This is a genomic window from Parafrankia sp. BMG5.11 (genome assembly GCF_004337455.1).
This window is the reverse complement of sequence record NZ_SJXI01000061.1, coordinates 76,603-103,070: the sequence shown is the minus strand read 5'-3', so window position 1 is coordinate 103,070 and position 26,468 is coordinate 76,603. Positions and strand designations below refer to the sequence as shown.

Sequence of the window (26,468 nt, the reverse complement as noted above, 5' to 3'; positions counted from 1 at the left end):
TACTGCCAACGATCCGACCAACTGATCACAACGCGGTTACAACCAACCCCGCCGGGCCGCGACCGTCCCGGCCTGAAAGCGGCTACGGGCGTCCAGGCGGGTCATGAGGTCGGCGACCATCCGACGCACCGTACGGACGGACACCCCGAGATGGCGGGCCGCCGCCTCGTCCTTCACACCCAGGCTGAGCAGCCTTAAAAGCAGCCGCTCGGTGTCGTTCGGCCGGTCGTCCGCAGGGCTCTCCAGGTCGCCGTCGGCCTCCGCGGCCAGCGGCTCGGCGCTGTCCCAGACCTGCTCGAACAGCATCGTGACCAGGTTCGCCAGCGCGGGCGAGCGCACGATCAGCGCGTGCGGGTCGGTGCCGTGCTGCACGAACTGCACCAGCCCGACCCGGCCGTCCACGGTCGTCGCGTCGATGCGCGGGTCGTCGGCGAGCCGGGCCTCCAGGCCGTGCGAGGCGACCGTGCGGACGTAACCGACACCCGTCTCGTCGGTGCTGACCGTGCGTGGGAGGACGCTGCGCATCGCCACACCGCGCTGCAGCGCCCGCAGCTCGACCGGGAGAACCTCCGCGGTCAACGCCGGCGGGCGGCCGCGCCGGGTGTGCAGCGCGAGCACCTCCTTCTCGGCCCGGCCGACAAGGGTGAGCAGTTCGGCCCGGGCCTGGTCGGCGCTGTCGATGTGCTCGACCTCCGCGCCGTCCCCACCGGGCCGGTTGTCCAGGTACTCCGAGACGAACGTGCTCACCTGCGCCCGGGCCCGGACAAGCCGCTCGTGGCGGCGGATGAGCGCCTCGTGCTGAGCCTGGAGCAGATGCTCCAGACCGGCCTCCGGGTGGACGGCGACCAGGTGGCCGGGATGTTCGGTGGAGGGCAACAGCAGTGACAACTCGACGAGCCGGTCCCGTGACCGGCGGACCGTGTCGTTCGCCTGCCCCACCGCCGTGGCCACCCCGTCGACATCCATGTCGGGATGTCTCAGCCACAACCGGTAGGCCGACAGCGTGACGTCGTCGAGACCGAGAAGCTCGAGCAAGATCCCCTTCCCAGGTCGAAGCGGATGGTCCGCGGGCGCTGGGGCGGCACGCGCGGTGTCGTTCACCGTGAGCCGGTCGGCAGCCCCGGTCGCTGGCTCTCCGCGGAGACCACCTCCAGGGCGTGGCGGACCAGCGCGATGAGCGACTGGCGCACCGACTCCCGCTGGCGGGCGTCGCACAGCACCATCGGCCGGCGGGGGTCGAGGTCCAGCGCCGCGCGGATGTCCTCGCTGCGGTAACGGCGCGCGCCCTCGAAGTGGTTCAGGGCGATGAGGAACGGGATGTCACGTTCCTCGAAGTAGTCGATGGCGGGAAACGAGTCGGCGAGACGGCGGGTGTCGACGAGCACGATCGCGCCGATCGCACCCAGGACGAGTTCGTCCCACATGAACCAGAAGCGGTCCTGGCCGGGGGTCCCGAACAGGTAGAGAATCACGCTGTCGACCAGGGTGATTCGGCCGAAGTCCATGGCCACCGTCGTCGTCGTCTTGGACGCGACGGCGCTGGTGTCGTCAACACCGATACTCGCGGACGTCATCGCGGCCTCGGTGGTGAGCGGGGGAATCTCGCTCACCGCGCCGACGAACGTCGTCTTCCCGACTCCGAAACCACCGGCAACGATGATCTTGACCGGATGCGGCGCCGGTGTATCGGCCGCTCGGGTCCTAGAGAGCCTGGAGTCCACTGAGCACCTTTTCGATAATCGCCACGCTGGGGCGGTCCGACGTTCGTTCGGGCCGGTGCACACTCACCAGCCCGGCGTCGAGCATGTCGCCGACGAGCACACGTGCCACGCCGACTGGGAGGTTGAGTCGGGCGGAGATCTCGACGACGGACTGGAGCCGCTGGCAGAGCACCGCTATGGCACGCTGCTCCGGTTCCAGCGTGGTCGCGATGGCCCGCCCCTGCGGAGAGGTGGACACCAGGGCCACCAGATCCAGGGTCCGGTTACTGGGACGGGTGCGCCCCCCCGTGACGGCGTAGGGCCGCACCACCGGCCCGGCCTCGTCGTCGAACCATTCCTCATCCCCTGACACCGCGGTCCTCCTGCCTGGGATCGTCATTTGCCCGCGGTGGCGCGTCACCGGTTCCAGCCCGTGGGGAACGGGCCGGAACCGGTGACGCGCCACCGCGCGTGCATTCGGACAGGTCCTAAATCGGCAGCGCCGACTGCATTTCGGCGCGAAGCTCCGGCGTCAGAAACTCACCCACCCTCGTCACCAGCAGCGCCATCTCGTAGGCGATGAGACCGATATCCGCGCCCGGGCTGCTGAGAATAGCCAGGCACGAGCCGTCACCGACCGCGGTGACGAACAGGAATCCCGCCTCCATCTCGACGATGGTCTGCCGAACGTTACCGCCGCCGAAGAACCGGCCGGCGCCCCGGGCGAGGCTGTTGAATCCGGACGCCACCGCGGCGAGCTGGTCAGCGGTGGCCCGGTCCATTCCACGCGAGGTCGCAAGCAGCAGACCGTCCGAAGAAAGCACGATCACATAGGTGACCTCGGGGACCTTCTTGACCAGGTTGTTGAGCAACCAGTTCATGTTCTCCGACGGCCCCAGCGGACGCATCAGGTTACCTTCCTCACATCATCTCCGTCATTGGACACCGTTCCGTCCTCGATCCCACGGCCGAAGTTGGCCTGGAAGGACGACATCATGCTGCGGATCTCCTCGGGTGAACGAGGGCCCGCGGCGAGCGACGAACGGCCCGCGTCCGCGTTCTCCCGGCGCAGCTGCGGCGCCAGGTTCGCGCGCCGCCGCCGCTTGGGCAGGCCGAGCTCGTCGAGACCGTCGTCGGCGGACTCCTCCGCCGCGGCGGCTCCCGTGTCGAACGGGGGTGCCGCCGGCGGCGGGTTGGCCCCGGGGTAGGCGGAGCCCCCACCGGTGGACTGCCCCGGGTGCGACGACCGGGCCGAGCGGCGGAAGGCGCCGTCGCCGATGCCGCCGTCCTGGCGTCCGGGGTAGGCCTGTTCCGCCCCGCCGTACCCGTTCTCCCGCATGGGACGGCCGAATTCCTGGCCGCGGTCCGCGCGGGGCTCGCGGTAGCCGGTCCCGTCCCCGGCCGGGCTCTGCTGGCCCGGTGGCGTGTAGTCGGCGCGGGCGTAGTCGCCCGAGGCCCGCCCGGTCCGTGAGCGGGACGGCAGCCCGGCCCCGGGCTGGGAGTCACCCGAGCCGAAGCCGTCACCCGAACCGAAACCTCCGGCCGAGCCGAAGCCGTCGCCGGTCTCCTGCCCCAGGCCGCCGCCATTCCCGAAACCGCCGTCGTTCCCGGGACCACCATCGGTCCCGAGGCCGCCGCCGGTACCGAAACCGGACCGGCTGAACTCGGCGGTGTGGTAATCCGAGTCAGCGAAGCCACCCGATCCGTTGCCGGCCATGCCGTTGGCGCCGACATCGGTCGCGCCGCCACCGAAGCCGCCGGCGTAGCCGCCGCCGTCACCGAAGCCCGCGTCACCGTAGCCGCCGCCGTCACCGAAGCCGTTCGGACCGAAGCCGCTGAACTGACCGGTGTCGGGCGGAGCGCTGAACAGCGAGCCGCCACCGAACTCGCCACCACCCGGAGGCGGACCGAACAGCGAGGCCGCCGGGTCGGACCGTCCGTCGGACCAGCCCGTGTTCCTCCCGGCCCCCGCGTCGTCCGGGTAACCGGCGCCGTCCCGGGACGGCGGGAGCTCGGCCCGCCGCGTCGGGCCGGTCAGCTCGCCCGGACGGCGCGGCGGTACCGGACCGTCGTCGTCTCCCTCGTCGTCTGTCCGGTTCCTGCCACCGGGCTTCTCCGCGACGAACCAGCTCGACCGCGCCGTGGCGAAGACCGGGAGGTCGTCGATCAGCGTCTCGTCGGCGCTGGTGCCGGCACCGTTGACGGCTCCGCCCGCCGACAGCGCCGCCGCGTCCAGGGCGTCCCCGGGGATGTCCCCCGCCCAGTGGCCGTTGCTCTCCGGGCTGGCGCCACCGGCCCCGTTCACCCGGTCACCGATGCCGTTGAGCGAACCGGCCAGGTCCGAGCCCTGCGTGCCGGCGCTCGACGCGCCGACCGCGGCGAACTCGCGCGGACTGCTGTCCTCGCCCTTGTCGTCGGAGGCACGCAGCAGGGTCGCGGGCAGCAGGACGATCGCCATCGTGCCGCCGTACGGCGACGGCCGCAGCCGCACCTGGACGTCGTGCCGCTCCGCCAGCCGGCTGACCACGAACAGACCCAGCCGCTCGCTGGTCGACAGGTCGAACGGCGGCGGGTTCGCCAGCCGGTTGTTGAGCGCGTCGATCTCCTCCTGGTTCATCCCGAGTCCGCGGTCCTCGATCTCGACCACGAAGCCGTTGGAGACCGGGTGCCCGGCGACCTGCACGGGCGTGTGCGGGGGCGAGAAGGAGGTAGCGTTCTCGATCAGCTCGGCGAACATGTGGATCACGTCACCGACCGCGTGGCCGGAGACGGCGCCACCGGTGATGGGCAGGACCTTGACCCGGGTGTAGTCCTCGACCTCGGCGACCGCACCGCGGACGACGTCCTTGATCGGAACCGGCCGGCGCCAGCCACGGGCGGGCTTGGAGCCGGAGAGGACGATGAGGTCCTCGGCGTGGCGCCGCATACGGGTCGCGAGATGGTCGAGGCGGAACAGCTCCTCGAGCTCGTCCGGGTCGGTCTCCTTGCGCTCCAGCGCGTCGATGATCTTCAGCTGGCGGTGGATCAGGGCCTGGCTGCGGCGGGCGAGGTTGAGGAAGGTGTCCCCGATGCTCTTGCGCATCGCGGCCTGCTCGACGGCGGTGCGCACCGCCACCTCGTGCACCGTGGCGAACGCCTCCGCCAGCTGGCCGATCTCGTCCTTGCTGGTCGCGGGTACCGGGAAGGACTCGGCGTCGATGTCGACGGGCTCACCCCGGTGCAGCCGGTCGACGACGCTGGGCAGCCGCTCGTTGGCGACGTCGAGCGCGCCTCCACGCAGGCGGCGGAGCTGGCCGATCATGGGGCTCGCGACGAGCAACGAGATCACGACCGACAACACGAGGATGATCGCCACGCCGATGCTTCCGAGCAGGGCGTCCCGCGAGGCCGTACTCGCGATGTCGCGGCTTATCGCCGCCAGGTCGGTCGCGATCTGCACCTCGACGTCGTGCATCTGGCCGATCTTGCCGTCGGCGGCGGTCAGCCAGTCACGAAGGCCGACGGTGGGGGGTTGCTGCGCGCTGAGCGCGCTGACCACGTCCTCGCGCATCTGGTTGACGCCGGTGGCCGAGCGCCCGACCGTGTTCGTGAACAGCTCCAGCTCGGACGGCGTCGCCGTGGTGCGGAACTGCTCGGTCCAGGCGGTCTCCGCGCCGGCGGTGGCCAGCAGCGCGCGCAGCATCTGCGGGTTGGCCCCGCCCAGGGAGAGCATCTGGGCGACCGAACCACGCTGCTGGGAGGCCTGTTCCTTGGCCTGGGAGATACCGGCCAGCGTGGTAGCACCGTTGACCAGCTTGGCGTCGGAGCTACCGGCCGCGACTCGCGCGTTGAGTAGCAGCAGCTCGTTCACGGCCTCGTTGTAGAAGGCCCCGTTCGCCGCGATCTGGGTCTGGCGAGCGTCAATCTGCTTGCGGTGCTCGGCCAGCTGGTCGAGATGTGTCCGGATGGAACTCAGCGTCGAGCCGAGGGCGTCGCGCGCGGACGCGGGCAGCGTCTGCTCGTCGGCCTGGTAGGCGGCGAGGGCCTCGTCGACGGGCTTGCGCGCCGCCACCGCCCCCTCCCCCAGCACCGGGTTGGTGAAGCCCGATCCGACGTAAGAGTTGGTCGCATAGCGTTCGCGCTGAAGCACGTGGACCAGGTTGTTACCTTTGATCGAGAAGTCGGCGAGCGCCTCGATGCGGTCCGCGGCCCGGACGTTGTCGACGTCCCCGCGCACCTGTATCGCGCTCAGCACGGCCAGCGCGGCCAGCGGGACGATCAGAATCACCACTAGCTTCGAGCGGATGGGCCAATTCCGGAGCATCCAGTCCTCTCGTCCGACGCCCCGGGGTTGGGCGCCTCGTGTGCGGGTTGAGCGAGTCGCTCATTCGATGCCTGGTCCGCGACGGACGGCGCGCGACAAGGGCGGACCGCGATCGAATGACACCCGGCCCGCGCCCGCCTGAAAGCGTCCGACGTCGGACAACTGTAGCGAGCCTGCCTGCAAGTCCCCTCAGCACGTCCCATCAGCACACCGATGAGGACGGCGAGAGTGGGCGGCCTTTGTCAACCGGCTCACGGAAGGGGTATTCCCGGCAGGAATCACGGAATCACAGGCTGTAAGCGCTCCCCGCCTTGGCGCCAGCGATTGTTGGACGCCCTTTGATATACAGGAATACATACGGCATGGTGATGCACATCACATCAGGCGTGGTCTAGATCCTGTCCCGATAGCCGTCAGCAGGCGTACTACCTGCGCATTCGCAAACAGGAACCGATCACCGTCGACGAACGGCGCAGCGGACGGGGAAGCCCCGGCGGCCCATTCGCCCACGGCGCAGGCCACCATGCCCGGCGCCCGAACGCGGGCCGACACGCCCGAGGCATCCGACGGCACGGAGCGCCCCGGATGAGCAAATTTGCCGCCCGTTGGGTTGAAGTCGGGTTTGGGTTCGCGATCCGGAGCGCTGCGCCGACCCGCCGCGCGACCCGGCGGCCATCCACCGCCGGCGCCTCGGACGGTCGCTGTCGCGGCGGCCGAACTCACTGCCGCGCGACGGCGATCCCGCGCGCAACCGCGTGAAGACCCAGGTGGGACGTGCCCCGGAGAGACCGGCCGGGACGGACCGGGTCCCGCCCTCACACCCCTGGATTTGACCGAAAGCGGCATTCTTCGTGTAGCAGCTTCGACCAGGCCGCTCCCCGCCGACCGCACCGCCCAACCCGGTTTGCACTGCTGGCCACCAGACATCCTCGCTGGCCACCGGACGTCCCGCCGGCCGCCGCGCGCAACCCGCGGACCCGCACAACCCGCAAGCCGCTGTCCGAGCACGGGATGGTCGCAAGACCGCGGACAGGGCGCGAGCGATCAGGCTCATTCGATCGGGCATTACGCGGGTACCGGCCGTCCGCCGTTCGACTCCGGTCCCACGGACGCGGTGCTGTACCGCATCATCCACGGCACACCGCGCCTGGACGGCCTGCCCGGCTGTCGCACGGCTGGAGCAGAGCGCGGCCGGGCGGCGCCGCCTCGCCGTCGACGGTGCCGGGACGACCTTCGCCGCCGCGGGCGGCGGGGGCGGCCCGACCGTGTTCACCGTGGACCCGGCGCGGCTCGTCCGGCTGGCCTGCGCCGGTGAGGACGCGCCCGACGAGCGGTGGTGGTCCCGGGAACTGCCGGACGTCCCCTTCCTCGACCCCTGCACACGCTGAGCGAGCGCCCATTCTCGATACGGTCGCCCGACGCGGCAGGCAGGCGCTCAGCGCCAGGTACCACCCACGCAGCGCGACCAGCGGCGGCCGCCCCCCGTGGATGCAGGTCACAACACTTTCCCCGCCGCCACCTGGCACGCCACCGTGGACATGCAGGACACCGGGGCGCAACGGGGCCGACGCGGCCAGACCACCATGAGCAGCCGAATCACACCGACGCCCGCCATCCGTTTGGAGAAGGAGCGTTCGGTCCATGACTGTCGGGGAGTGGCTCGTCTCGGTCGGGGTGCGTCATCTGGTGACGATGCCGGACGGGCCGTCCCCGGGTGCGGCGCTGACGGGGCCGGGCTCGCCCCACCAGATCACCGCCCCGGATGAGGCCTGCGCCCGCCTGCTGGCGACAGCCGCCGCCGCACTGGGCCACGGACCTGGCGCGACCTGGGACGGCGAGGTGCTCACGCTGCTGTCCGCGCCGGCCGTGGCCTCCCCCGGGGCCCCGCCCGCCGCACCGACCCGGGTGGATCCGATCCCCTCACCGGCCGCCCTGGTCGCCGCGCTCGAGGCGGCCCGCGCCCGCGGCACGGCCGAGATCCGGCTGCGGCTGGGCTTCCCCCTGGACTTCCCCGTTCCCGTGTCTGCCGCCGCGCCCGTGCACGCGCCCGTGGCCGTGGCGACGGCGACGGCGACGGCGACGGCGACGGCGACCGAATCGGGCACCGCGGCCGGTGCGGCGTCCGAGGTCGTCGGCTCGCTCCTCGCACGGGACGACGCGCCACTCAACCCGGCCCGCGCCGCCGCCGACGTCGCCGAGACGCTGCCGGCGAACGGGATCGTCCTGGCCGAGCCGGGTGCCGCCGGGCTGTGGGTGGATCACACCGTGCCCACTGTCGGCGGAGAGGTGCGCGTCGCGCCAGCCGGGGGCGGTGTGGCGGTGGCCGGTGCCCTGCTGGCATGGCGGCAGGGCCGGGTGGGGGTGGCGGTCGTCGAGCAGCCCCCGACCGGTACCGCCGCCACCCTGCTCGAGCTGGCCTCGGATCTGGATGCCAGCCTGGTCGTCGAGGTGTGGGGCCGCAGGGGCGGGCTCCGCTCGGCCGCCGACCACCGCGAACGCCTGGCCGCCGCGCTGGGTGCGGGCGGGGTCCGGGTGATCGAGGTCCCGGTCGATTTCACCGCGACGAAACTGCTCATCGACGCGGTCGGCGACGCCGCGGCCGCGCAGGCACGCTAACGCCGGGCTACCGGCACCGGGGCTCTGGCGGCGGGACACCGAGGCCGCCGCCCGGCGACCGACCGGGCCGCGCTGGCGAGAACATCGCGGGAACAGGCGGGAACGCGCCGTCACCTACGCTCACAGACCCCTCAACCCCATTATCACGAGATGAAGTATCAGAGGGGGCCAGGCAGGCCGACAGGCAACTTCCTGCCAAACCTTTTCGATACCCTTTTTATGTCTGATGATTGCTTTCCTGTGACCTCCCCTGCTGCGGGGTGGTCCTGGTTCGTCCGCGCCTGGGCGGGCACACCGCAGGGCGTGACCGCTCCAGTGCCCCGGCAGCGCACCGAACGCCCCGCGCACCCCCCACCCTGGTGGCGCACACCGTGGTGGCGCCGGCTGGGCTCGCTCGGCGACGCGCGGACGGGTGCCGCGCCGGCCGCCAGCGCCCTCGGCCTGCGCCGGGCGCTGGCCGTGTTCGGCCTGGTCTTCTGCGGGGTCTTCAGCGGTCTGCTCGCGGTGGCCGGCCGAACCGTGCCGGCGGTCGTTCTCGGGATCATCGCCGCCACGGCGCTGGTCGACCTCGTCGTCATCCATCGCCGCGCGGGCGCGGCCCGCCGGGCTGACGGGCCGCGCCCGTAGGGTGTTGCTGTCTCCCCGCCGGAGCGGGTCGGCGCCGCCGCGCGAGCCCGGCCCCCAGGCCCGCGCTCTCCGGCAGGGTCCTGCGGAGGGGCGGGCGGGCGCGGATGACACCGGTGGGCGGGCGATGACACTGACAGCGACGGGCGGGGCCCCACGCGATCTCGGCGGCGACCCGTTCAGCGAGGCCCGCATGCGCCAGGGGCTGCGCCGGATGCGCACCATCGCGACCGGGCTGCTCGCCTTCATGGTCACCGTGTACGTCGTCGCCTGGCGGTGGGACGCCTCCGGCGCGCCGGGCTGGGTCGGCTACGTGGCGTCCGCGGCCGAGGCCGGCACGGTCGGCGCGCTGGCTGACTGGTTCGCGGTCACCGCGCTGTTCCGGCACCCGCTCGGGCTGCCGATCCCGCACACCGCGATCATCCCGCGCCGTAAGGACGCCCTCGGCCGCGGCCTGCAGAACTTCGTCGGAACGCACTTCCTCGCCGAGGAGGTGATCCGCGAGAAACTGGACCAGCTCGGGGTCGCCAGCCGGGTCGGTGGCTGGCTGCGCCGCCGGGAGAACGCCGAACGCGTGACCTCCGAGGTCTCGGCACGGGTGGCCTCGATGATCTCCGGCATCAGTGACGACCTCGTCCGCGAGCTGGTCGAGAAGACCGTCCTGCCCCGGCTCGTGGAGCGGCGGTGGGCGGGGGTGCTCGGGGTGGCCCTCGACCGGGTGGTCGCGGAGGGCACGCATCATCACCTGGTCGACCTGCTCGTCGCCGAGATCGAGGACTGGCTGAAGCAGAACCCGGACACGGTCGTGCGGATGGTCCGGGAACAGGCGCCGGCCTGGTCGCCCAAGTGGCTCGACGAGGCGGTCGCCGCCAAGGCGTACGCCGAGGCGCTGCGGTTCGCCGCCGACCTGCGGAGGGACCCCGACCACCGGGTGCGCCGCGCGCTGGACTCCTTCCTCACCACGTTCGCAGAGCGCCTGCGCACCGACGACGAGCTCGGCGAGCGGGTGGAGGCGCTGAAGCGGCGGATCATCGCCCACCCGGAGACCGACCGGGCGGTGTCGGCGATCTGGGCGACCGCCCGCGGCGTACTGCTCGACCTGACCACGGACCCGGACGGAACCGCGCGCACCAGGGCCACCGAGGAGCTGGCGGCCTTCGGGAACCGGCTCGCCACCGAGCCGGCGCTGGCGTCCACCGTGAACCGGGCCGCCGCCGACATCGCCGCCCGCACCGTCGGCCGCTACCGCGAGGACATCGCCGCCGTCATCGGGGACACCGTGGCCCGCTGGGAGCCGGCTGACACGTCCCGGCGGATCGAGCTGCACGTCGGTCGCGACCTGCAGTTCATCCGCATCAACGGGACGGTGGTCGGCGCGCTCGCCGGCCTGGTCATCCACCTGCTCACCGAGCTGCTGCTCTGACGGGTGGGAACATGACCGACGCAGCACACGACGACCCTGGGGGTTGGGTGGAGCGCCGACCGGAGCAACGCGGCACGGCCGCCGGCGCCGCGGGCCCGCTCGTCATCGCCGGGCTCCTCGCCCTGATCTGGGTGGGCTACGTGGCCCCGATCGCCCACTTCGACGTCGACGTCTTTCTCCGCGCGGGCGCGGCGGTCGCCGACGGCCGCGACCCCTACCCCCCGCCCGGCACACCCGAGGTCTACTCCGGTTTCGCCTTCGTCTACCCGTACCTGGTGTCGCTGCCGTTCGTCCCGCTCTCCGCCCTTCCCGGCGCCTCCGAGCTGTTCATCGCGCTGTCGGTGGTCGCCCTGCTCGCCGCCTGCCGGCTCGCCGGCGCCGGCCGGTGGACGTTCGCCCTGGTGCTGACGGCGTCCTGCACCATCACCGGGCTGCAGATGGGCACCCTCAACGCGCTGCTGTTCTGCGGGCTGGTGGCACTGTGGCGGCTGCGGGACGTCCCCGTGGCGGCCGGGGTCCTCACCGCGGTGCTCGTGTACAGCAAGCTCTTCCTCGTCCCGGTCGCGCTCTGGCTCGCGCTGACCCGCCGGCCGCGCGCGACGGTGGTGGCGCTCGTCACCCTGGCCGCGCTGTTCGGCGTCGGGGAGATCTACAGCCCGGTGGCGGCGCACACCTACGCCGACATGCTGTCCGTCCTCGCCCGCGAGGAGGCGCCCGACGGGCTGAGCCTCACCGGGCTGCTGATGAACGTCGGGCTCGGCCTCGGCGCCGCCACCTGGGGCGCCCGCGCCGCCGCCGGCCTGCTGCTGGCCGGATGTCTGTGGCGGGCCCGCGGGCGGAGCCGCGCCGGCGGCGACGGGCTGCTGTTCGCCGGCGTGGTGGCGGCGGCACTCGTGGCCTCGCCGATCGTGTGGAGCCACTATCTGCTCCTGCTGGTGGCCCCGCTGCTCGCGATCACCCGCGGCGGCCCGGGCCACCCGGCCGCCCCCGGCGACCCGGACCTGCCCCTCGCTCTGTTCACCGGCGGCAGCTGGCTGCTGGTGACCCCACATCTGAGCACTCCGATCGACCTGCTCGTGGCGGCCGTCGTCCTCGGTCCGCTGGTCGCCCTGCCGCTGGTGCGCACGGCCCGTCGGCGGCGGGAAGGACGTCCAGCCGACCCGGACCAGGCGGCCGAGCCGGGCCATGTGGCTGGGTCGGGCCATGTGGCCGAGCCGGCGGTCGCGGCACCGGCCGTGGCGGTGCCTGAAAGCCCCGTACCCGGGCTGGCCGCGTCCGAGCCGGTGGCGGCGCCACGGATGGCCATGACGGCGCTACGGGCTGTCCTGGTGGCCGCGCTGGTCGGCGGGGTCGGGGCGGTGTGCTGGATCGCGGCGCGCGCCCGCGGCGAGGACGCGCGGGTCGTCGGCGCCTACGGGGCGCTCGTCGGAACGCTGGCCCTGCTGGCCTGGGCGGTCGGCGCCAGCCGGGACCGGGGGGCCGCGCAGCCTGGTCCGGCGGGCCCGCTCGGCCCGGTGAGCCCGCGCCGGCGCCGGGTCCGGTGGCCGGTGCCGATGCCCGCCACCGGCGCGCTGCGCACCCGAACGGGCCGGGTGCACCCCCAGTAACAGATGCCCGCCAGGCATGGGCAATCCGGCGTATGCTGAGGTCTTCAAGGTCATCTAAAGAGGAAATGTCGTCCAACCGACTCCGAACCGCAGTTCGGCGCTTCACTGGACCAGATGTGACGTAGAACCTCCTCCCCTGATGGTTAACCACACACCTCGCGCCCCCCGATCACGGCCCGGTACGAGGTAACGTCTTCATGTCGGCGTCACCGAGGGCAACCACCCACGGGGCGGCGACAAGATCTCTGGGGCATCCGGCCAATCGGGCCGGATGTCCGAAGGTCGGTGCGAGCGCCATGGCGGTCTCAGACCGCGGTTGGGTCCGGTCGCGTGAAAACCGGCCGCCCCCTGGCCGCCGGACGACACTTTCCGCGCTTGTAGACCACGCCGCATGGCGCGTGGAACCGACGTGGCGTTGTTCTGTCGGCCCTGACCTGATCGGCGGATCCCCTGACTCAGCCCCGCAGCACCCAGCCCACCCCCGCCCACCGTCCGGCCCGTCCCTCCCGGGGCGGCCGTACCCGTCCCACCGGACACGGCCGCGGCGGGCCTCGTCCCGCCCCGTTCCGCGGCGGTGAGCGCCCGGCGGCGCGCCCGGCGCTCGCCACCCGCTCCCCCCGTCCGCCCGCCGAGTCCTTCGCCGAGGCGGGCCTGCCCCCGCGGCTGGTCTCCGCGCTCGCGGACAAGGGCATCCACGGGCCGTTCCCGGTCCAGGCCGCCACGTTGCCCGACGTGCTGGCCGGCGAGAACGTGCTCGGCCGGGCCCGCACCGGCTCCGGCAAGACCCTGGCGTTCGGCCTGCCGCTGCTCGCCCGGCTCGCCACCACCGGCGCCGCCCGCCCCCGTCAGCCCCGCGGGCTGATCCTCGTCCCGACCCGTGAGCTGGCCCAGCAGGTCAACGACGTGCTGGCCCCGCTCACCCGGGCGCTGGGGCTGTGGATGACCCCGGTCTACGGCGGAACGTCGATCAGCCGGCAGATCTCGGCCCTGCGCCGGGGTGTGCACCTCGTCGTCGCCACCCCGGGCCGGCTCACCGACCTGGTCGAGCGCGACGCCTGCATCCTCGACGAGATCGAGATCACCGTCCTGGACGAAGCCGACTTCATGTGCGACCTCGGGTTCCTCCCCGCGGTCAAGGCGCTGCTGGACATGACCCCGTCCGACAGCCAGCGGCTGCTGTTCAGCGCCACGCTGGACCGCGAGGTCGAGGTCCTCGTCCGGGGCTACCTGCCCGAGCCGGTCCTCGTCGCCGTCGACCCGGAGGTGTCGCAGGTCTCGACCCTGGCCCGGCACGCGATGGAGTCCGTCGACCGCACCGCCCAGCTCCGGCTGGTCACCGCGCTCGCCTGCGGCGCCGGCCGCACCCTGGTGTTCGTGCGCACCCAGCGCGACGCCGACCGCGTCGCGCAGGCGCTCACCGAGGCCGGGGTACCGGCCGAGCCCCTGCACGGCGGCATGCCGCAGGGGGCCCGCACCCGGGCGCTCGCCGGGTTCACCGACGGGTTCTACCGGGTTCTGGTCGCCACCGACGTCGCCGCCCGCGGCATCCACGTCGACGGCATCGGCCTCGTACTGCACCTGGGCCCGCCCGAGGACGCCAAGACCTACCAGCACCGCGGCGGGCGCACCGCCCGGGCCGGGGCCGACGGCGCCGACGTCCTGGTGACCGTGCCGGCCGAGCGTGGCAAGGCCCGGTCGCTGCTGCGGGCCATGGGCATCCCGACCCAGCCGGTCCCGACGCAGCCCGACGACCCGATCGTCGCCGAGCTCGCCGGACCGCCGGCGCCGCCGGTCGACCCGGCGACCATCCAGGCCCGCCGCCAGCGCAGCGACGGCCGACGTGGTGACGGCCGACGCGACGGTGGCGGCCGCCGGGACTCCGCCCGGCGCGACGGCGCGCCGCGTGAGGGCGGCCACCGGCGCGGCGGGCCGGGCGCCCGCACCGCCGGCTCGACCTTCACCGGGGCGGCCCGCGACGCTCACCGCCCGGGCCGCCCGGCCCGGGGCCTGGCCCAGACGCGCCCCGCGCCGCGGGCGGACCCCCACCCCGCGCCCGGAGCCTGATCCCACCGCCCCGGGCCTGACTCCGACTTCGGGGTCAGGCCCGGGGATGGCTCTCATACGAACGGTGCCCCGGAACGCGGAAGCGTTCCGGGGCACCGGTGGTTTCGTCTCGGCTTCCTGGATCAGTCGCGGGCCGCGACCTCCGGAGGATCACCCGACGGTGGTCACAGCGAGCGCGAGACGCCCAGTCGCAGCCGGTTCGGGTTCGCCACCGGGCCCAAGGAGAGCCCATCGGTGCTCGTCTCCGAGAGGTCGGCGACATCCGCCGTTACTGAGACCACCTCCCGCTGACCTGGCACCACAGACCCCATCTCGGGGCCAACCGACTCGTCCTGCTCCATGCGCAACACCTTTCCGAAGAGGCGCCGAATCGACACTGGATACCAAAACGGTATCGAGTGGACCCACATCCTTACGCACCAGGTGTCTGCGGTCACAGTGATCCCGACCCGCCCCCGGCGCCGGGTCCGATGTGCTCGCTCCGGACGTTCCGTGCCACTCACAGCCACCACCAGCACGGACGATTGGCCGGCCGCGTGGCGCCGGCATCCAGTCGGGAGGGTCACGCCGGCGCGCGGGTGGGCCCGGATGTCCGGCATTCTCGGGACACAGCTCGCGGACGGGCCGGAACGGCCGACGGGAAGCAGGCGGCTCGGCGGCCGGCGCGGACCGTCCAGGACTGGAGGGGTGACCGGTGGCGGGAGGCCGACTCGACGGCACAGACACGCTGGACGGCACAGACGCACCGGATGGCACGGACACACTCGGCGGCACGGACACCCCGAACGGCGCGCAGACTTCGACAGCCCAGGCCGCGCAGGTCCGGGCGGCGACGGTCCGGGCCTTCGAGCATGTCGCGGGGTACCTGGACGGCCTGCGGGAGCGCCCCGTCGCCCCGGCCTCGGGATACGAGAAGATCCGCGCCCAGCTCGGCGGGCCGCTGCCGGCCGGGCCCTGCGATCCCGTCGAGGTCGTCGACACGCTCGCCGCCGCGGCGGCCGACGGGCTCACCGCCACCGGGTCGCCCCGCTTCTTCGGGTACGTGATCGGCGGGATCGTGCCCGCGGCGCTGGCCGCCGACGTGATGGCCGTCGCCTGGGACCAGAACGCGGGCCTGTCCAGCCTGGCCCCGGCGGCTGCCGCCGCCGAGTCGGTGGCCGGGTCGTGGGTCAAGGAGCTGCTCGGGCTGCCCGCGTCCGCCTCGGTCGGAATCACCACCGGCACGCAGATGGCGCACGTGACCGCGCTGGGCGCCGCACGGCACCGGGTGCTGGCCCGCCACGGTTGGGATGTGGAGGCCGACGGCCTGCACGGGGCCCCGCCGGTGCGCGTTCTCGTGGGCGCCGACCGGCACACCACGGTGGATGTCGCGCTGCGCCTGCTGGGGTTCGGCACCCGCCGGCTGACGGTGGTGGCCGCGGACGAGGCGGGGCGGATGCGGCCCGACGCGCTGCGCGCGGCGCTCGCGGACGGGTCCGGCCCGGCGATCGTGGTGGCCCAGGCCGGCGAGATCAACACCGGCGCCTTCGACCCGCTCGCGGAGATCTGCGCGATCGGCCACGAGCACGGGGCGTGGGTGCATGTGGACGGCGCCTTCGGGCTGTGGGCGGCCGTGTCCGCGTCGGCCCGGCGCCGGGACCTGGTCGCGGGGATGGCGGCTGCCGACTCCTGGGCCACGGACGGGCACAAGTGGCTCAACGTGGCCTACGACTGCGGGATCGCGATCGTCGCCGACGATCGGGCGCACCGGGCGGCGATGTCCACCCGGGCGGACTACCTCGTCCACGCCACGGACGGCGAGCTCGACCCCCTGGAGTGGACGCCGGAGTTCAGCCGGCGGGCCCGCGGGTTCGCCCTGTACGCCGCGCTGCGCTCGCTCGGGCGGTCGGGCCTGACCGAGCTGGTCGACCGCTGCTGCGCGCACGCGCGGCGCTTCGCCGTGTCCCTTGCCGCGCTGGACGGCGTCGCGGTGCTCAACGAGGTCGAGCTCAACCAGGTGCTGGTGCGGGTGGACGACGACGACGCGACGACTGCCGCGACCACGGATCTGGTGGTCGCGGGCGGGGAGGCGTTCGTGTCGGGCACGGTGTGGCGCGGCCGGGTGGCGATGCGGGTCTCGGTCTGCAACTGGACGACGACCGAGGCCGACGTCGACCGGGCGGTGGCCGCGGTGGCGGCCGCCGCCACCGGGGCCCGCGCCGGCAACCGCCCCCGCGCCGCCGCCGCCCACACGACCAGCCATCCTCGCGCGGGCTCGGCAGGCGGGTAGCCCGACTCGGCCCGACCAGCGCCGCACCGTCCTCGGTGCAGTCCGATGCGCAGTCCTACGTGTAGTCCTGCGTGTAGTCCGATGAAGGGCCGGCGGGTGTGCGACGGCCTGTTTGCGTGCCCCCGGGCGGGACACGTCGGCATCTTCCCGAAGTCCGTCCAGCGGGCCGGGTTAGGCTGCTGGGAAGACGCCGGACGACGACCGGCACCCCACACGGACACCGAGAGACACAATGCCGTCACCGCCACCCCGAGAATCAACCTGAGGACAATTGAACGAGGGAACTACCTAAATCTCGTCACACGTTTCTCAGCGCGTCACCGAACACCCTGAGCCACCGCCCCAGTACCGCCTCCCACAGAGCATCGACCGGCGTGCCCTCCGCGCGCGGGAAGGTCCGACGACATGCCGAACTCTTTCGTCCACCTTCACGTTCACACCGAGTACTCGATGCTCGACGGTGCGGCACGACTCAAGGACATGTTCAACGAGGTCTCGCAGCAGGGCATGCCCGCCGTGGCGATCACCGACCACGGCTACATGTACGGGGCGTACGACTTCTACAAGCAGGCGACCGCGGCTGGCGTGAAACCGATCATCGGCTGCGAGGCGTACGTCGCGCCGGAATCACGGCTGCTCAAGCAGCGCGTCCGCTGGGGCGAGCCGCACCAGAAGAGCGACGACGTCTCCGGCGGTGGCTCCTACACCCACATGACGATATGGGCGCGGAACGCCGAAGGCCTGCACAACCTTTTCCGGCTCAATTCCCGGGCATCCATCGAGGGCCATTACATCAAGTGGCCGCGCATGGACCAGGAGATCATCACCGAACACGCCGCGGGCCTGATGGCGACGACCGGATGCCCCTCCGGAGAGGTCCAGACCAGGCTGCGGCTCGGCCAGTACGACGCCGCGCTGAAGGCCGCCGCGACCTACCAGGAGATCTTCGGCCGCGACAACTACTACTGCGAGATCATGGACCACGGCATCGAGATCGAGCGCCGGGTCCGTGACGGGCTGGTCGACATCGCCCGCGCGCTCGACATGCGCTTCGTGGTCACCAACGACTCGCACTACACCTACGAGGCCGAGCGGACGACCCACGCCGCGCTGCTGTGCGTCCAGACCGCGTCGACGGTGGCGAACCCGGCCTTCCAGTTCGAGGGCTCGGGCTACTTCCTGAAGAGCGCCGAGCAGATGTACGCGATCGACACGTCCGACGCCTGGCAGCAGGGCTGCGAGACGACACTGATGATCGCCGAGCGGGTCGACCCGGCCGGCATGTTCACCAAGCAGAACCTGATGCCGCGCTTCCCCGTCCCCGACGGGGAGACCGACGAGTCATGGTTCCGCAAGGAGACCTGGGCGGGCATGGCCCGCCGCTTCCCCGACGGGTTCGACGAGGAGCACCGCGCCCGGGTCGAGTACGAGCTCGGGGTCATCCTCGCGATGGGCTTCCCGTCCTACTTCCTGGTGGTCGCGGACTTCATCATGTGGGCGAAGAGCCAGGGAATCCCGGTCGGCCCCGGGCGCGGGAGCGCGGCGGGCTCCATGGTCGCCTTCGCCCTGGGCATCACCGACCTCGACCCCATCCCGCACAGCCTGCTGTTCGAGCGGTTCCTCAACCCCGACCGCGTCTCGATGCCGGACATCGACATCGACTTCGACGAACGTCGGCGCGGCGACGTGATCCGCTACGTCACCGAGAAATGGGGCGACGACCGCATCGCCCAGATCGTCACCTACGGCACCATCAAGGCGAAGGCCGCCATCAAGGACTCCTCCCGGGTCCTCGGCTACCCCTACGCGGTGGGCGACCGGATCACCAAGGCGATGCCGCCGGCCGTCATGGGCAAGGACATCCCGCTCGGCGGGATCTTCGATCCCAAGCACCCCCGCTACAGCGAGGCCGGCGAGATCCGGGGTCTCTACGAGTCCGACGCGGACGTCCGCAAGGTCATCGACACGGCGAAGGGCCTGGAGGGGCTCATCCGCCAGGCGGGCGTGCACGCTGCCGGTGTGATCATGTCGGCTGAACCGATCATCGACCACATCCCGGTGTGGCGCCGCGACGCCGACGGCGCGATCATCACGCAGTTCGACTACCCGACCTGCGAGAACCTCGGCCTGCTGAAGATGGACTTCCTCGGCCTGCGCAACCTCACCGTGATGGACGACGCGGTGCGCAACGTGGAGGCGAACCGCGGCTTCAAGATCGATCTGATGGCTCTGGAGCTCAACGACACCGCGTCCTACGAGCTGCTCGCCCGCGGCGACACCCTCGGGGTGTTCCAGCTCGACGGCGGGCCGATGCGCTCACTGCTGCGGATGATGCGCCCGGACAACTTCGAGGACATCTCCGCCGTCCTCGCGTTGTACCGGCCGGGGCCGATGGGCGCCAACTCGCACATCAACTACGCGCTGCGCAAGAACGGCCAGCAGGAGATCACCCCGATCCATCCCGAGCTCGCCGAGCCGCTGGCCGACATCCTGGACACCACCCACGGCCTGATCGTGTACCAGGAGCAGGTCATGGCCATCGCGCAGAAGGTCGCCGGCTACACACTCGGCCAGGCCGACCTGCTGCGCCGCGCGATGGGCAAGAAGAAGAAGGAGATCCTCGACAAGGAGTTCGTGCCGTTCTCCGACGGCATGAAGGCCAGCGGATTCTCCGCGGCCGCCATCAAGACCCTGTGGGACATTCTCGTCCCCTTCTCCGACTACGCCTTCAACAAGGCACACACCGCCGGCTACGGCCTGGTCTCCTACTGGACGGCCTACCTCAAGGCGAACTTCCCGGCCGAGTACATGGCGGCGCTCCTGACCTCGGTACGCGACGACAAAGACAAAAGCGCGATCTATCTGAACGAGTGCCGGCGGATGGGAATCCGCGTCCTGCCGCCGGATGTGAACACCTCCGACGCTGACTACACCGCGCACGGCGACAACGAGATCAGGGTCGGCCTCGCCGCGATCCGCAACGTCGGCATCAACGTCGTCGAGTCGATCGTGCGCAACCGGAAGGCGAAGAGCCGGTTCACCTCGTTCCCCGACTTCCTCGACAAGGTCGACGCCGTCGCCTGCAACAAGCGCACGATCGAGTCGCTCATCAAGGCCGGTGCGTTCGACGCCCTCGGCCACACCCGCCGCGGCCTGGTGGAGAAGCACGAACAGGCCGTCGACGCGGTGATGGGCGTGAAGAAGAAGAACGCCGAGGGCCAGTTCGACCTCTTCGCCTTCGACGGCGAGGACGCCGAGGAGGACACCGCCCCCATCTTCGGCGTGCAGGAGTTCTCCGACCAGGAATGGGACAAGTCCGTACTGCTCTCCCACGAGCGGGAGATGCTCGGGCTCTACGTCTCGGACCATCCGCTGCTCGGGGTCGAGCACATCCTCGCCGCGAAGGCCGACTGTGGCATCGCCTCCCTCAACGGCGGCGACTACCCGGACGGCTCGGTCGTCACCATCGGCGGGATCATCTCCAGCCTGCAACGCAAGGTGACCAAGCAGGGGAAGCTGTGGGCCCTGGCCACCGTGGAGGACCTCGAGGGCGGCCTGGAGGTCATGTTCTTCCCGGCGACCTACGAGACCTGCTCGACCCAGCTCGCCGAGGACGCGGTCGTCATCGTCAAGGGGCGGGTCGACAAGCGGGAGGACACCCCGCGCCTGGTCGCCTCGGATCTGACCGTGCCCGACCTCAGCGAGCACTCCCTGAGCCCGCCGGTGGTGATCACTCTGCCGGCGTCGCGGGTCAACCCGCCCACCGTCGATCGGCTGCGCGAGGTGCTCGGTGACCACCCCGGCACCACCGAGGTCCACCTGCGCCTGCAGTCGGCGAGCCGCACGACCCTGCTCCGGCTCGACGACGCTTACAAGGTGCAGCGGACGGCCGCGCTGATGGGTGACCTCAAGGCCCTGCTGGGGGCCTCCGCCGTCGCCTGAACAAACCCCCGGCCGGGGCCCCTGCCTGGGGCTCCCGCCGCGGTCCGACGCCTGCCGTCGCCTCCTCCGCGCGACGCTGGCTGGTGGCCCATCACCGCGACACGCGCGACGCGATCCGCGACACCGTTTGCGACACCCCTCGCCGGGGGGAGCATGGGCGGTGACGTGGGTTCGCGTCGCCCTGCCTTCGCCGACGCCACCCCTGGCAGACTGATGGGCCGAGTTCCGCGTGCACCGCGAGACCGGCCTCCGGGCCGCGTGGCGCACCGCGCGGGCCCGGTGGCGGCGCCTCCGGCAGGCGGACCCGGTATCCCGGGACCGGAGGAGAATGTGACGGTCGATCGTCCCGTCGACACAGAACCCGACCAATCCGCGCTCGACCAATCCGCGCTCGACCAGCCCGCCCTCGACCAGCCCGCGCTCGATCACCAGCCCGCCGCCGCGACACGGCCGGACCGGCCCTCAGCGCCGCCGCTGACGGCCAACGCGGGGCCGCCTCGGCAGTGGAGCCCCCTGACGACCCGGCCCGCGGGCTTCGACTGGCCGTCCGAGGTCGACCGGGCCGGCCGGGACCTGCTGCTCGACCTGTTCGGGCCCGACCCGGAAGTCCGCGTCGAGATGTGGGACGGGTTCATCCTCGGGCCCGACACCTCGACGAAGGTGGTCATCCGCTCGCCGCACGCGCTGCGACGGGCGCTGTTCCACCCCGGCGAGCTGGGGTTCGCCCGCGCCTACGTGGCCGGCGACGTCGAGATCGACGGGGACGTCTTCGCCGCGCTGGCGCTGCGGGAGCGGATCGCGCGGCTGCGGCCGTCCCCGGCGGCGGTGCGGGCGCTGGCGGTGCTCGTCCGCCAGTTCGGCCCGCGGCCGCCGCAGCCGCCTCCGGAGGAGGCCCGGATGCGTAGGCGCGGCCGGCAGCACAGCCGTTCCCGCGACGCCGCCGCGATCTCCCACCACTACGACGTCTCGAACGACTTCTACCGGCTGGTCCTCGGGCCGTCCATGACCTACTCGTGCGCGGTCTGGGACTCACCGGCCACCAGACTGACCGCCGCGCAGACAGCCAAGCACGAGCTGGTCTGCCGCAAGCTCGGTCTGCGGCCCGGCGAGCGGCTGCTGGACATCGGCTGCGGCTGGGGCAGCATGGCGCTACATGCCGCGCACCACCACGGTGTCCAGGCGGTGGGGATCACGATCTCCGCGGAGCAGGCGGCCGAGGCACGCCGCCGGGTCACCGAGGCGGGCCTGGAAGACAGGATCGAGATCCGCCTGCAGGACTACCGGGAGATCACCGACGGCCCGTTCGACGCGATCAGCTCGGTGGGCATGGTCGAGCACGTCGGCCGGGCGAAGCTGCCGATCTACTTCGACAACCTGTTCCACCTGCTCCGGCCGGGCGGGCGGCTGCTCAACCACGGCATCTCCTTCCCGGGCGACCCGGTCGGGGCCGCCCGCGGCCGGCCGCGACTCGGTCCGCTCCCACTGCCCCGCGATGCCGACTTCCTGCACCGCTACGTCTTCCCCGACGGGGAGCTGCACGAGATCGGCGCGCTCGTCACGCTGATGCAGGGCGGCGGCTTCGAGGTGCGCCACGTGGAGAACCTGCGCGAGCACTACGCGCTGACGCTGCGGGCGTGGGTCACCAACCTGGAGAACCGGTGGGACGAGGCGGTCGCGCTGGTCGGGGCGGGCCGGGCCCGGGTGTGGCGGCTGTACATGGCCGGCTCCGCGCTCAGCTTCGAGGCCGGCCGGTCGCAGATCCACCAGGTCCTCGGCGTGCGCCCCGACTCCGGGGCCTCGCACCAGCCGCTGAGGCCGTCCTACTGACCGACTGGGCGTCCTACTGACCCCGTCTGGGAGGTCGGACGACAAGGATCCGAGGATCCCCCGGTGTGCCCCGTCGGCCCGGACTGGGATCGTGCCACCGTGAGCGAACTGGTCGAGCACGTCGACGGGCAGGACCACGTGCTTGGAGTAGTCACCCGCGGCGATGCGGTGCGTCAGAGTCTGCCGCACCGCATCGCCGCGACGATCTGCCGCGATGGAGCGGGCCGGATCCTGGTACTGCGGAGATCCGAGCGCCTGACCCGGTTCCCCGGACACTACGACGTGCTGGTCGGCGGCGCGGTTGGGGTGGGTGAGTCCTACGAGGACGCGGCCGCCAGAGAGCTGACCGAGGAGCTGGGCCTGCGCCTGCCCGTCCGCTTCATGTTCAAGTTCTTCCACCGGGATGCCACCGGTCCCGTTTGGATGGGAGTGCACGAGGCTCTGGTGGTGAACCACCCCCTGGCCCCGGACCCCGAGGAGATTTCCTGGCACGGCTGGCTGACCAGTGCCGAGACAGACGCAGTCGTCAACCGACCGCGCTTCGCGCCCGGAGGGCGAGAAGCGATGTACCGGTATCAGGAACATCGGAACCGTCCAGCAACGCCCTGACCGCCCGCCGGCCACCGCCAGGCCCACCGCGCACATTTCCTGCAGGCGATGCCATCCGCGCCCCCCGCGGAACCACCAACGATCATGCGCAATCCAGCTCTTGTACACGGCCAGCTCCGCCGCCGGGCGATGTGTGGCCGTTCAGTGAGTCCAGGCTGTCACTCAGCCGCCGCGGTTCCTCGACGCTGTGCATAGCGACCACGCTGGCCTGATACTCATCGCTTCGAGGCGTCAGCGCGGCAGGCGGAAGCCGAGGTCGGCCGGGGGGACGGAGACGTCCATCTGGGCCTTTTGGAGGCGGCCGGAGAGTTCCCAGGTCAGGGACTGCCAGCGGGTCACCTGGTCGAGGACCCACTGGCCGGACTGACGGGCGCCGTTGCCGGAGCGCCCGTTGCCGCCGAAGGGCAGGTGCGCCTCGGCGCCGGAGGTGGAGGTGTTCACGCTGACCATTCCGGCGCGCACCCCGCGCCGGAAGCGCCGGACGGTCACCGGGTCCCCGGTGAAGATCGACGAGGACAGCCCGTAGCCGGGCAGGTTCGCGAGCTCGACGGCCTCCTCCAGGTGGCGGTAGGTGGTCAGCCCGACGATCGGGCCGAAGGTCTCCGCGGTGAACAGCTCGTCGTCGGGGCGTACCCGGTCGACGACGACCGGGTGGTAGTAGAGGCCGGGCTCGGGGTCGCCGACGAACCCGCGCCGCGGGCTGGCCGGGCCGATCCGGCCGAGCGCGGTGGACCCGAACGGCTCGTGGTGGTCGCGGACGCACGCCAGATGATCCTCGAACCCGGCGGCGAACCGCGCGTCGAGCAGCGGGCCGTAGAGGACGTCCCGGGTCGGGTCGCCGAGCACGGCGCCGCTGACGGCCGCGGCCAGCCGGCGCCGGAACGCGTCGTGCACCGACTCGTGCGCGATCACCGTGCCCAGCGAGGTGCACCGCTGGCCGGCCGTCCCGAACCCGGCGAACAGCGCGGCGGCGACGGCGGCGTCCAGGTCGGCGTCGGGGGCCACGACCATCGGGTTCTTGCCGCCCAGCTCCAGGCAGGGCGACTGCAGGTGCCGGCCGCAGAGCGCGCCGACGAAACGGCCGACGGCCGTCGAGCCGGTGAAGCCGACCTTGTCGACGAGGCCGGCGTCCAGGGCGCGTTCGAGGCCGAGCGAGGTGGCCGGGCCGTCGGCGAGGACGAGGTTCGCCACCCCGGGCGGAACGCCGGCGGCGGTCAGCAGGTCCATCAGGGCCGCGGCGCAGGCGGCGGCGTACTCGGCGGGCTTCCACACCACCGCGTTGCCGGTCAGCAGCGCCGGCACCAGATACCAGGACGGCACCGCCACCGGGAAGTTGCCGGCGGTGATCACCATGACCACGCCGAGCGGCTCACGGTAGGTGAACAGCTCCCGGTCGGGCATCTCGGAGGGCACCGTCTGGCCGTGCGGGCGCCGGCCCTCGCCGCGGAACAGCGCGCAGGTGTCGATGATCTCGCGGACCTCCCCGCGCGCCTCCGCCAGCGGCTTGCCGACCTCCCGGGTGACCAGCCGGGCCAGTGTCTCCGCGTTGTCCTCGACGAGCCGTCCGAAGGCGCCGACGACCTCGCCGCGCACCGGCGCCGGGACGTCGGCCCACTCCCGCTGGGCGGCGCGGGCGGCGGCCGCGGCCGCGACGATGGCCTCCGCCCCGTCCAGCACGACCTCGGCGACGACGTCGCTCAGGCGGGCCGGGTTCGTCGAGCTGACGACGCGCGCGGTCTCCGGGGCGATGCCCGCCGGGCCGGCCGCGGCGTACAGGTCGTGCTGGCGGCCGCCGATCACCGCCGCCACCCGGCGTGGATGAACGAGCGTCATAGCGGTCCTTTCTCCTGCGTGGCGGTGACCGGCGGCGAGGCCTTCTCAGCAGCCTCGGGCTCCGCCGGAACGAGGGACTCCGGCGAAACGAGGTGGGTGAGCACCCGGTCGAGGGCACGCACCCCGGCGGCGAGCTCCTCTGCGCCGATGGTGAGCGCCGGACGGAAGCGCAGCGCCCGCTCCCCCGCCGGCAGCAGCAGGACGTGCTCGCGTTCCCGCAGCAGCCGGACGACCTCGTCGCGCAGGGCACGGTCGGGCAGGTCCACGGCGCACATCAACCCACGGCCGCGGGCGTTGCTCAGCAGGCGGGGGTGGCGGCGGGCCAGCTCCTCGAGTCCGGCCAGCAGATCGGAGCCCAGGACGGCGGCCCGGTCGAACAGCCGCTCCGACTCCATGATCTCCAGCATTCGCCGGGAACGCACCATGTCGACGAGCCCACCGCCCCAGGTGGAGCTGATCCGGCCGGGCAGCCGGAAGACGTTGTCGGCGACCTCGTCCACCCGCCGCCCGGCCATCACCCCGCCGAGCTGGACCTTCTTGCCGAACGCGACGACGTCGGGGCGCAGGCCGAGCTGGGTGTGCGCCCAGGCGGAGCCGGTCAGGCCCACCCCGGTCTGCACCTCGTCGACGACGAACAGCGCGTCGTGGCGCTCGCACAGCGCCGCCATCGCGCGCAGGAACTCGCCGCGGAGGTGGTTGTCCCCGCCCTCGGCCTGGATCGGCTCGGCGAGGAAGCAGGCGATGTCGTGGCGGTGGCGGGCGAACGCCTCCTCGGCCTGCGCGAGCGCGCGCCGCTCGGCGGCGACCACCGCGTCCAGCGCCGCGCCGGTGCAGGGGAAGGTCACCGCCGGGCAGTCGACCCGGGGCCAGTCGAAGACCGGGAAGCGCGCGGTCTTGACCGGCTCGGTGTTGGTCACCGAGAGGGTGTACCCGCCGCGGCCGTGGAACGCCGACCGCAGGTGCAGCACCCGCCCGCCGAGCTCGGCGGGCCGCCCGTGTGCCTCGTTGTGCCGGCTCTTCCAGTCGAACGCGCACTTGAGGGCGTTCTCGACGGCCGCCGACCCGCCCTCGACGAAGAACAGGTGCGGCAGCTCCGGGTCGCCCAGCACCCGCGCGAAGGTCTCGACGAACTCGGCGTAGGCGGCGGTCGCCATGTCGGGGTTCGCCGGCTTGTTGACGGCCGCCCGGGCGAGCTCGGTGAGGAACTCCGGGTCGCCCAGCAGGGCCGGCGGGTTGATCCCGAGCGGCGCGGAGGCGAAGAAGCTGTAGAGGTCGAGGTAGCGCGTCCCGGTACGGGCGTCGACGATCGTGCTGCCGGTGCTGGCCGTCAGGTCGCAGACGACGTCGTACCCGTCGGTGAGGACGTGTCGGGACAACATCGGGATCACGTCGGCCGGCTCGGCCCGGGCACGGCTCCCCCCGCCCGGGCGGCCCGCGACACTCATGACGGCCACGGCCGGCCTCCTTCCAGCACCGCGCGGCCGTCCCACGAGGACGTCCGCGTCAGGGCACCAGGGTCGCGGTTACCGAGCGGAACCGCGATCCGATCATGGACGGCCCGGCCCCGCGGGCCGCCGGCACCCGGCCGCCCGCCACCCCATCGCGCCACACGAATCATCTCCTACCAGGACAGATCAGACACCAATACAGG

Annotated in this window: 18 protein-coding genes; 10 read left to right on the top strand and 8 right to left on the bottom strand. The window is 72.4% G+C overall.

Annotated features, from left to right (window positions below; translation table 11 throughout):
• Window positions 1-36 precede the first annotated feature (36 nt).
• The 5 genes from E0504_RS35350 to E0504_RS35330 form a co-directional block, all read right to left on the bottom strand.
• Window positions 37-1,035: a LuxR C-terminal-related transcriptional regulator gene (locus tag E0504_RS35350; protein WP_020459985.1), complete on the bottom strand. Its 999-nt coding sequence runs from the start codon at window positions 1,033-1,035 to the stop codon at window positions 37-39.
• Between the two features lie 62 nt (window positions 1,036-1,097).
• Window positions 1,098-1,721, bottom strand: a complete 624-nt coding sequence (locus E0504_RS35345; protein WP_020459984.1) for an ATP/GTP-binding protein — start codon at window positions 1,719-1,721, stop codon at window positions 1,098-1,100.
• Window positions 1,702-2,073 (bottom strand): DUF742 domain-containing protein, encoded by a 372-nt coding sequence (locus E0504_RS35340; RefSeq protein ID WP_020459983.1) that lies wholly within the window; start codon window positions 2,071-2,073, stop codon window positions 1,702-1,704. Before E0504_RS35340 ends, E0504_RS35345 begins: the two co-directional genes overlap by 20 nt.
• A gap of 115 nt (window positions 2,074-2,188) precedes the next feature.
• Window positions 2,189-2,608 carry a roadblock/LC7 domain-containing protein gene (locus tag E0504_RS35335; protein WP_018505681.1) on the bottom strand — a complete coding sequence of 140 codons (420 nt, stop codon included), beginning with the start codon at window positions 2,606-2,608 and terminating at the stop codon, window positions 2,189-2,191.
• A complete protein-coding gene (locus E0504_RS35330) occupies window positions 2,608-5,967 on the bottom strand; it encodes a nitrate- and nitrite sensing domain-containing protein (protein WP_373693971.1) in 3,360 nt (1,119 codons plus the stop codon). Before E0504_RS35330 ends, E0504_RS35335 begins: the two co-directional genes overlap by 1 nt.
• A gap of 1,301 nt (window positions 5,968-7,268) precedes the next feature.
• Here E0504_RS35330 and E0504_RS53630 point away from each other — a divergent pair.
• The 6 genes from E0504_RS53630 (at window position 7,269) to E0504_RS35305 (ending at window position 14,337) form a co-directional block, all read left to right on the top strand.
• Entirely contained in the window at window positions 7,269-7,391 is a 123-nt protein-coding gene (locus tag E0504_RS53630) for a hypothetical protein (RefSeq protein ID WP_255565680.1), read from the top strand.
• Between the two features lie 253 nt (window positions 7,392-7,644).
• Window positions 7,645-8,619, top strand: a complete 975-nt coding sequence (locus tag E0504_RS35325) for a hypothetical protein (RefSeq protein ID WP_131626681.1) — start codon at window positions 7,645-7,647, stop codon at window positions 8,617-8,619.
• Window positions 8,620-8,922: 303 nt separating this feature from the next.
• Window positions 8,923-9,246, top strand: coding sequence for a DUF6343 family protein (locus tag E0504_RS35320; protein ID WP_083391396.1), 324 nt, complete (start codon window positions 8,923-8,925; stop codon window positions 9,244-9,246).
• 124 nt (window positions 9,247-9,370) lie between these two features.
• The gene (locus E0504_RS35315) at window positions 9,371-10,666 is read left to right on the top strand and encodes a DUF445 domain-containing protein (RefSeq protein ID WP_112107960.1); all 1,296 of its coding nucleotides are present in this window, start codon (window positions 9,371-9,373) and stop codon (window positions 10,664-10,666) included.
• Window positions 10,667-10,677: 11 nt separating this feature from the next.
• Window positions 10,678-12,273 carry a glycosyltransferase family 87 protein gene (locus tag E0504_RS35310; protein WP_131626680.1) on the top strand — a complete coding sequence of 532 codons (1,596 nt, stop codon included), beginning with the start codon at window positions 10,678-10,680 and terminating at the stop codon, window positions 12,271-12,273.
• A gap of 723 nt (window positions 12,274-12,996) precedes the next feature.
• Window positions 12,997-14,337: a DEAD/DEAH box helicase gene (locus tag E0504_RS35305; protein WP_235013672.1), complete on the top strand. Its 1,341-nt coding sequence runs from the start codon at window positions 12,997-12,999 to the stop codon at window positions 14,335-14,337.
• Between the two features lie 164 nt (window positions 14,338-14,501).
• Here E0504_RS35305 and E0504_RS52535 read toward each other — a convergent pair whose 3' ends face one another.
• Window positions 14,502-14,678 carry a hypothetical protein gene (locus E0504_RS52535; RefSeq protein ID WP_235013670.1) on the bottom strand — a complete coding sequence of 59 codons (177 nt, stop codon included), beginning with the start codon at window positions 14,676-14,678 and terminating at the stop codon, window positions 14,502-14,504.
• A gap of 353 nt (window positions 14,679-15,031) precedes the next feature.
• Here E0504_RS52535 and E0504_RS35295 point away from each other — a divergent pair, with 353 nt between their 5' ends.
• From E0504_RS35295 to E0504_RS35280, 4 genes are all read left to right on the top strand, one after another.
• Entirely contained in the window at window positions 15,032-16,606 is a 1,575-nt protein-coding gene (locus tag E0504_RS35295) for an aminotransferase class V-fold PLP-dependent enzyme (protein WP_131626679.1), read from the top strand.
• Between the two features lie 405 nt (window positions 16,607-17,011).
• On the top strand, window positions 17,012-20,548 hold the full coding sequence (dnaE, locus tag E0504_RS35290) for a DNA polymerase III subunit alpha (RefSeq protein ID WP_131626678.1): 3,537 nt from the start codon (window positions 17,012-17,014) through the stop codon (window positions 20,546-20,548).
• A 330-nt stretch (window positions 20,549-20,878) separates the two neighbouring features.
• The gene (locus tag E0504_RS35285; protein ID WP_112104987.1) at window positions 20,879-22,375 is read left to right on the top strand and encodes a cyclopropane-fatty-acyl-phospholipid synthase family protein; all 1,497 of its coding nucleotides are present in this window, start codon (window positions 20,879-20,881) and stop codon (window positions 22,373-22,375) included.
• A 63-nt stretch (window positions 22,376-22,438) separates the two neighbouring features.
• Window positions 22,439-22,984: an NUDIX domain-containing protein gene (locus E0504_RS35280; RefSeq protein ID WP_243657766.1), complete on the top strand. Its 546-nt coding sequence runs from the start codon at window positions 22,439-22,441 to the stop codon at window positions 22,982-22,984.
• 231 nt (window positions 22,985-23,215) lie between these two features.
• Here the strand turns inward: E0504_RS35280 and E0504_RS35275 are convergent, their stop codons facing one another.
• Window positions 23,216-24,817 carry an aldehyde dehydrogenase family protein gene (locus tag E0504_RS35275; RefSeq protein ID WP_112104986.1) on the bottom strand — a complete coding sequence of 534 codons (1,602 nt, stop codon included), beginning with the start codon at window positions 24,815-24,817 and terminating at the stop codon, window positions 23,216-23,218.
• Window positions 24,814-26,262, bottom strand: coding sequence for an L-lysine 6-transaminase (lat, locus tag E0504_RS35270; RefSeq protein WP_235013671.1), 1,449 nt, complete (start codon window positions 26,260-26,262; stop codon window positions 24,814-24,816). The genes E0504_RS35275 and lat overlap by 4 nt, the downstream gene beginning before the upstream one ends.
• Between the last annotated feature and the right edge of the window lie 206 nt (window positions 26,263-26,468).

What these genes read in the sequence shown, in the direction of transcription:
- E0504_RS35335 (WP_018505681.1), bottom strand. Translation starts at nt 2,608, where the DNA reads ATGCGTCCGCTGGGGCCGTCGGAGAACATGAACTGGTTGCTCAACAAC.
- E0504_RS35325 (WP_131626681.1), top strand. Translation starts at nt 7,645, where the DNA reads ATGACTGTCGGGGAGTGGCTCGTCTCGGTCGGGGTGCGTCATCTGGTG.
- E0504_RS35315 (WP_112107960.1), top strand. Translation starts at nt 9,371, where the DNA reads ATGACACTGACAGCGACGGGCGGGGCCCCACGCGATCTCGGCGGCGAC.
- E0504_RS35310 (WP_131626680.1), top strand. Translation starts at nt 10,678, where the DNA reads ATGACCGACGCAGCACACGACGACCCTGGGGGTTGGGTGGAGCGCCGA.
- E0504_RS52535 (WP_235013670.1), bottom strand. Translation starts at nt 14,678, where the DNA reads ATGGAGCAGGACGAGTCGGTTGGCCCCGAGATGGGGTCTGTGGTGCCA.
- dnaE (WP_131626678.1), top strand. Translation starts at nt 17,012, where the DNA reads ATGCCGAACTCTTTCGTCCACCTTCACGTTCACACCGAGTACTCGATG.
- E0504_RS35275 (WP_112104986.1), bottom strand. Translation starts at nt 24,817, where the DNA reads ATGACGCTCGTTCATCCACGCCGGGTGGCGGCGGTGATCGGCGGCCGC.
- lat (WP_235013671.1), bottom strand. Translation starts at nt 26,262, where the DNA reads ATGAGTGTCGCGGGCCGCCCGGGCGGGGGGAGCCGTGCCCGGGCCGAG.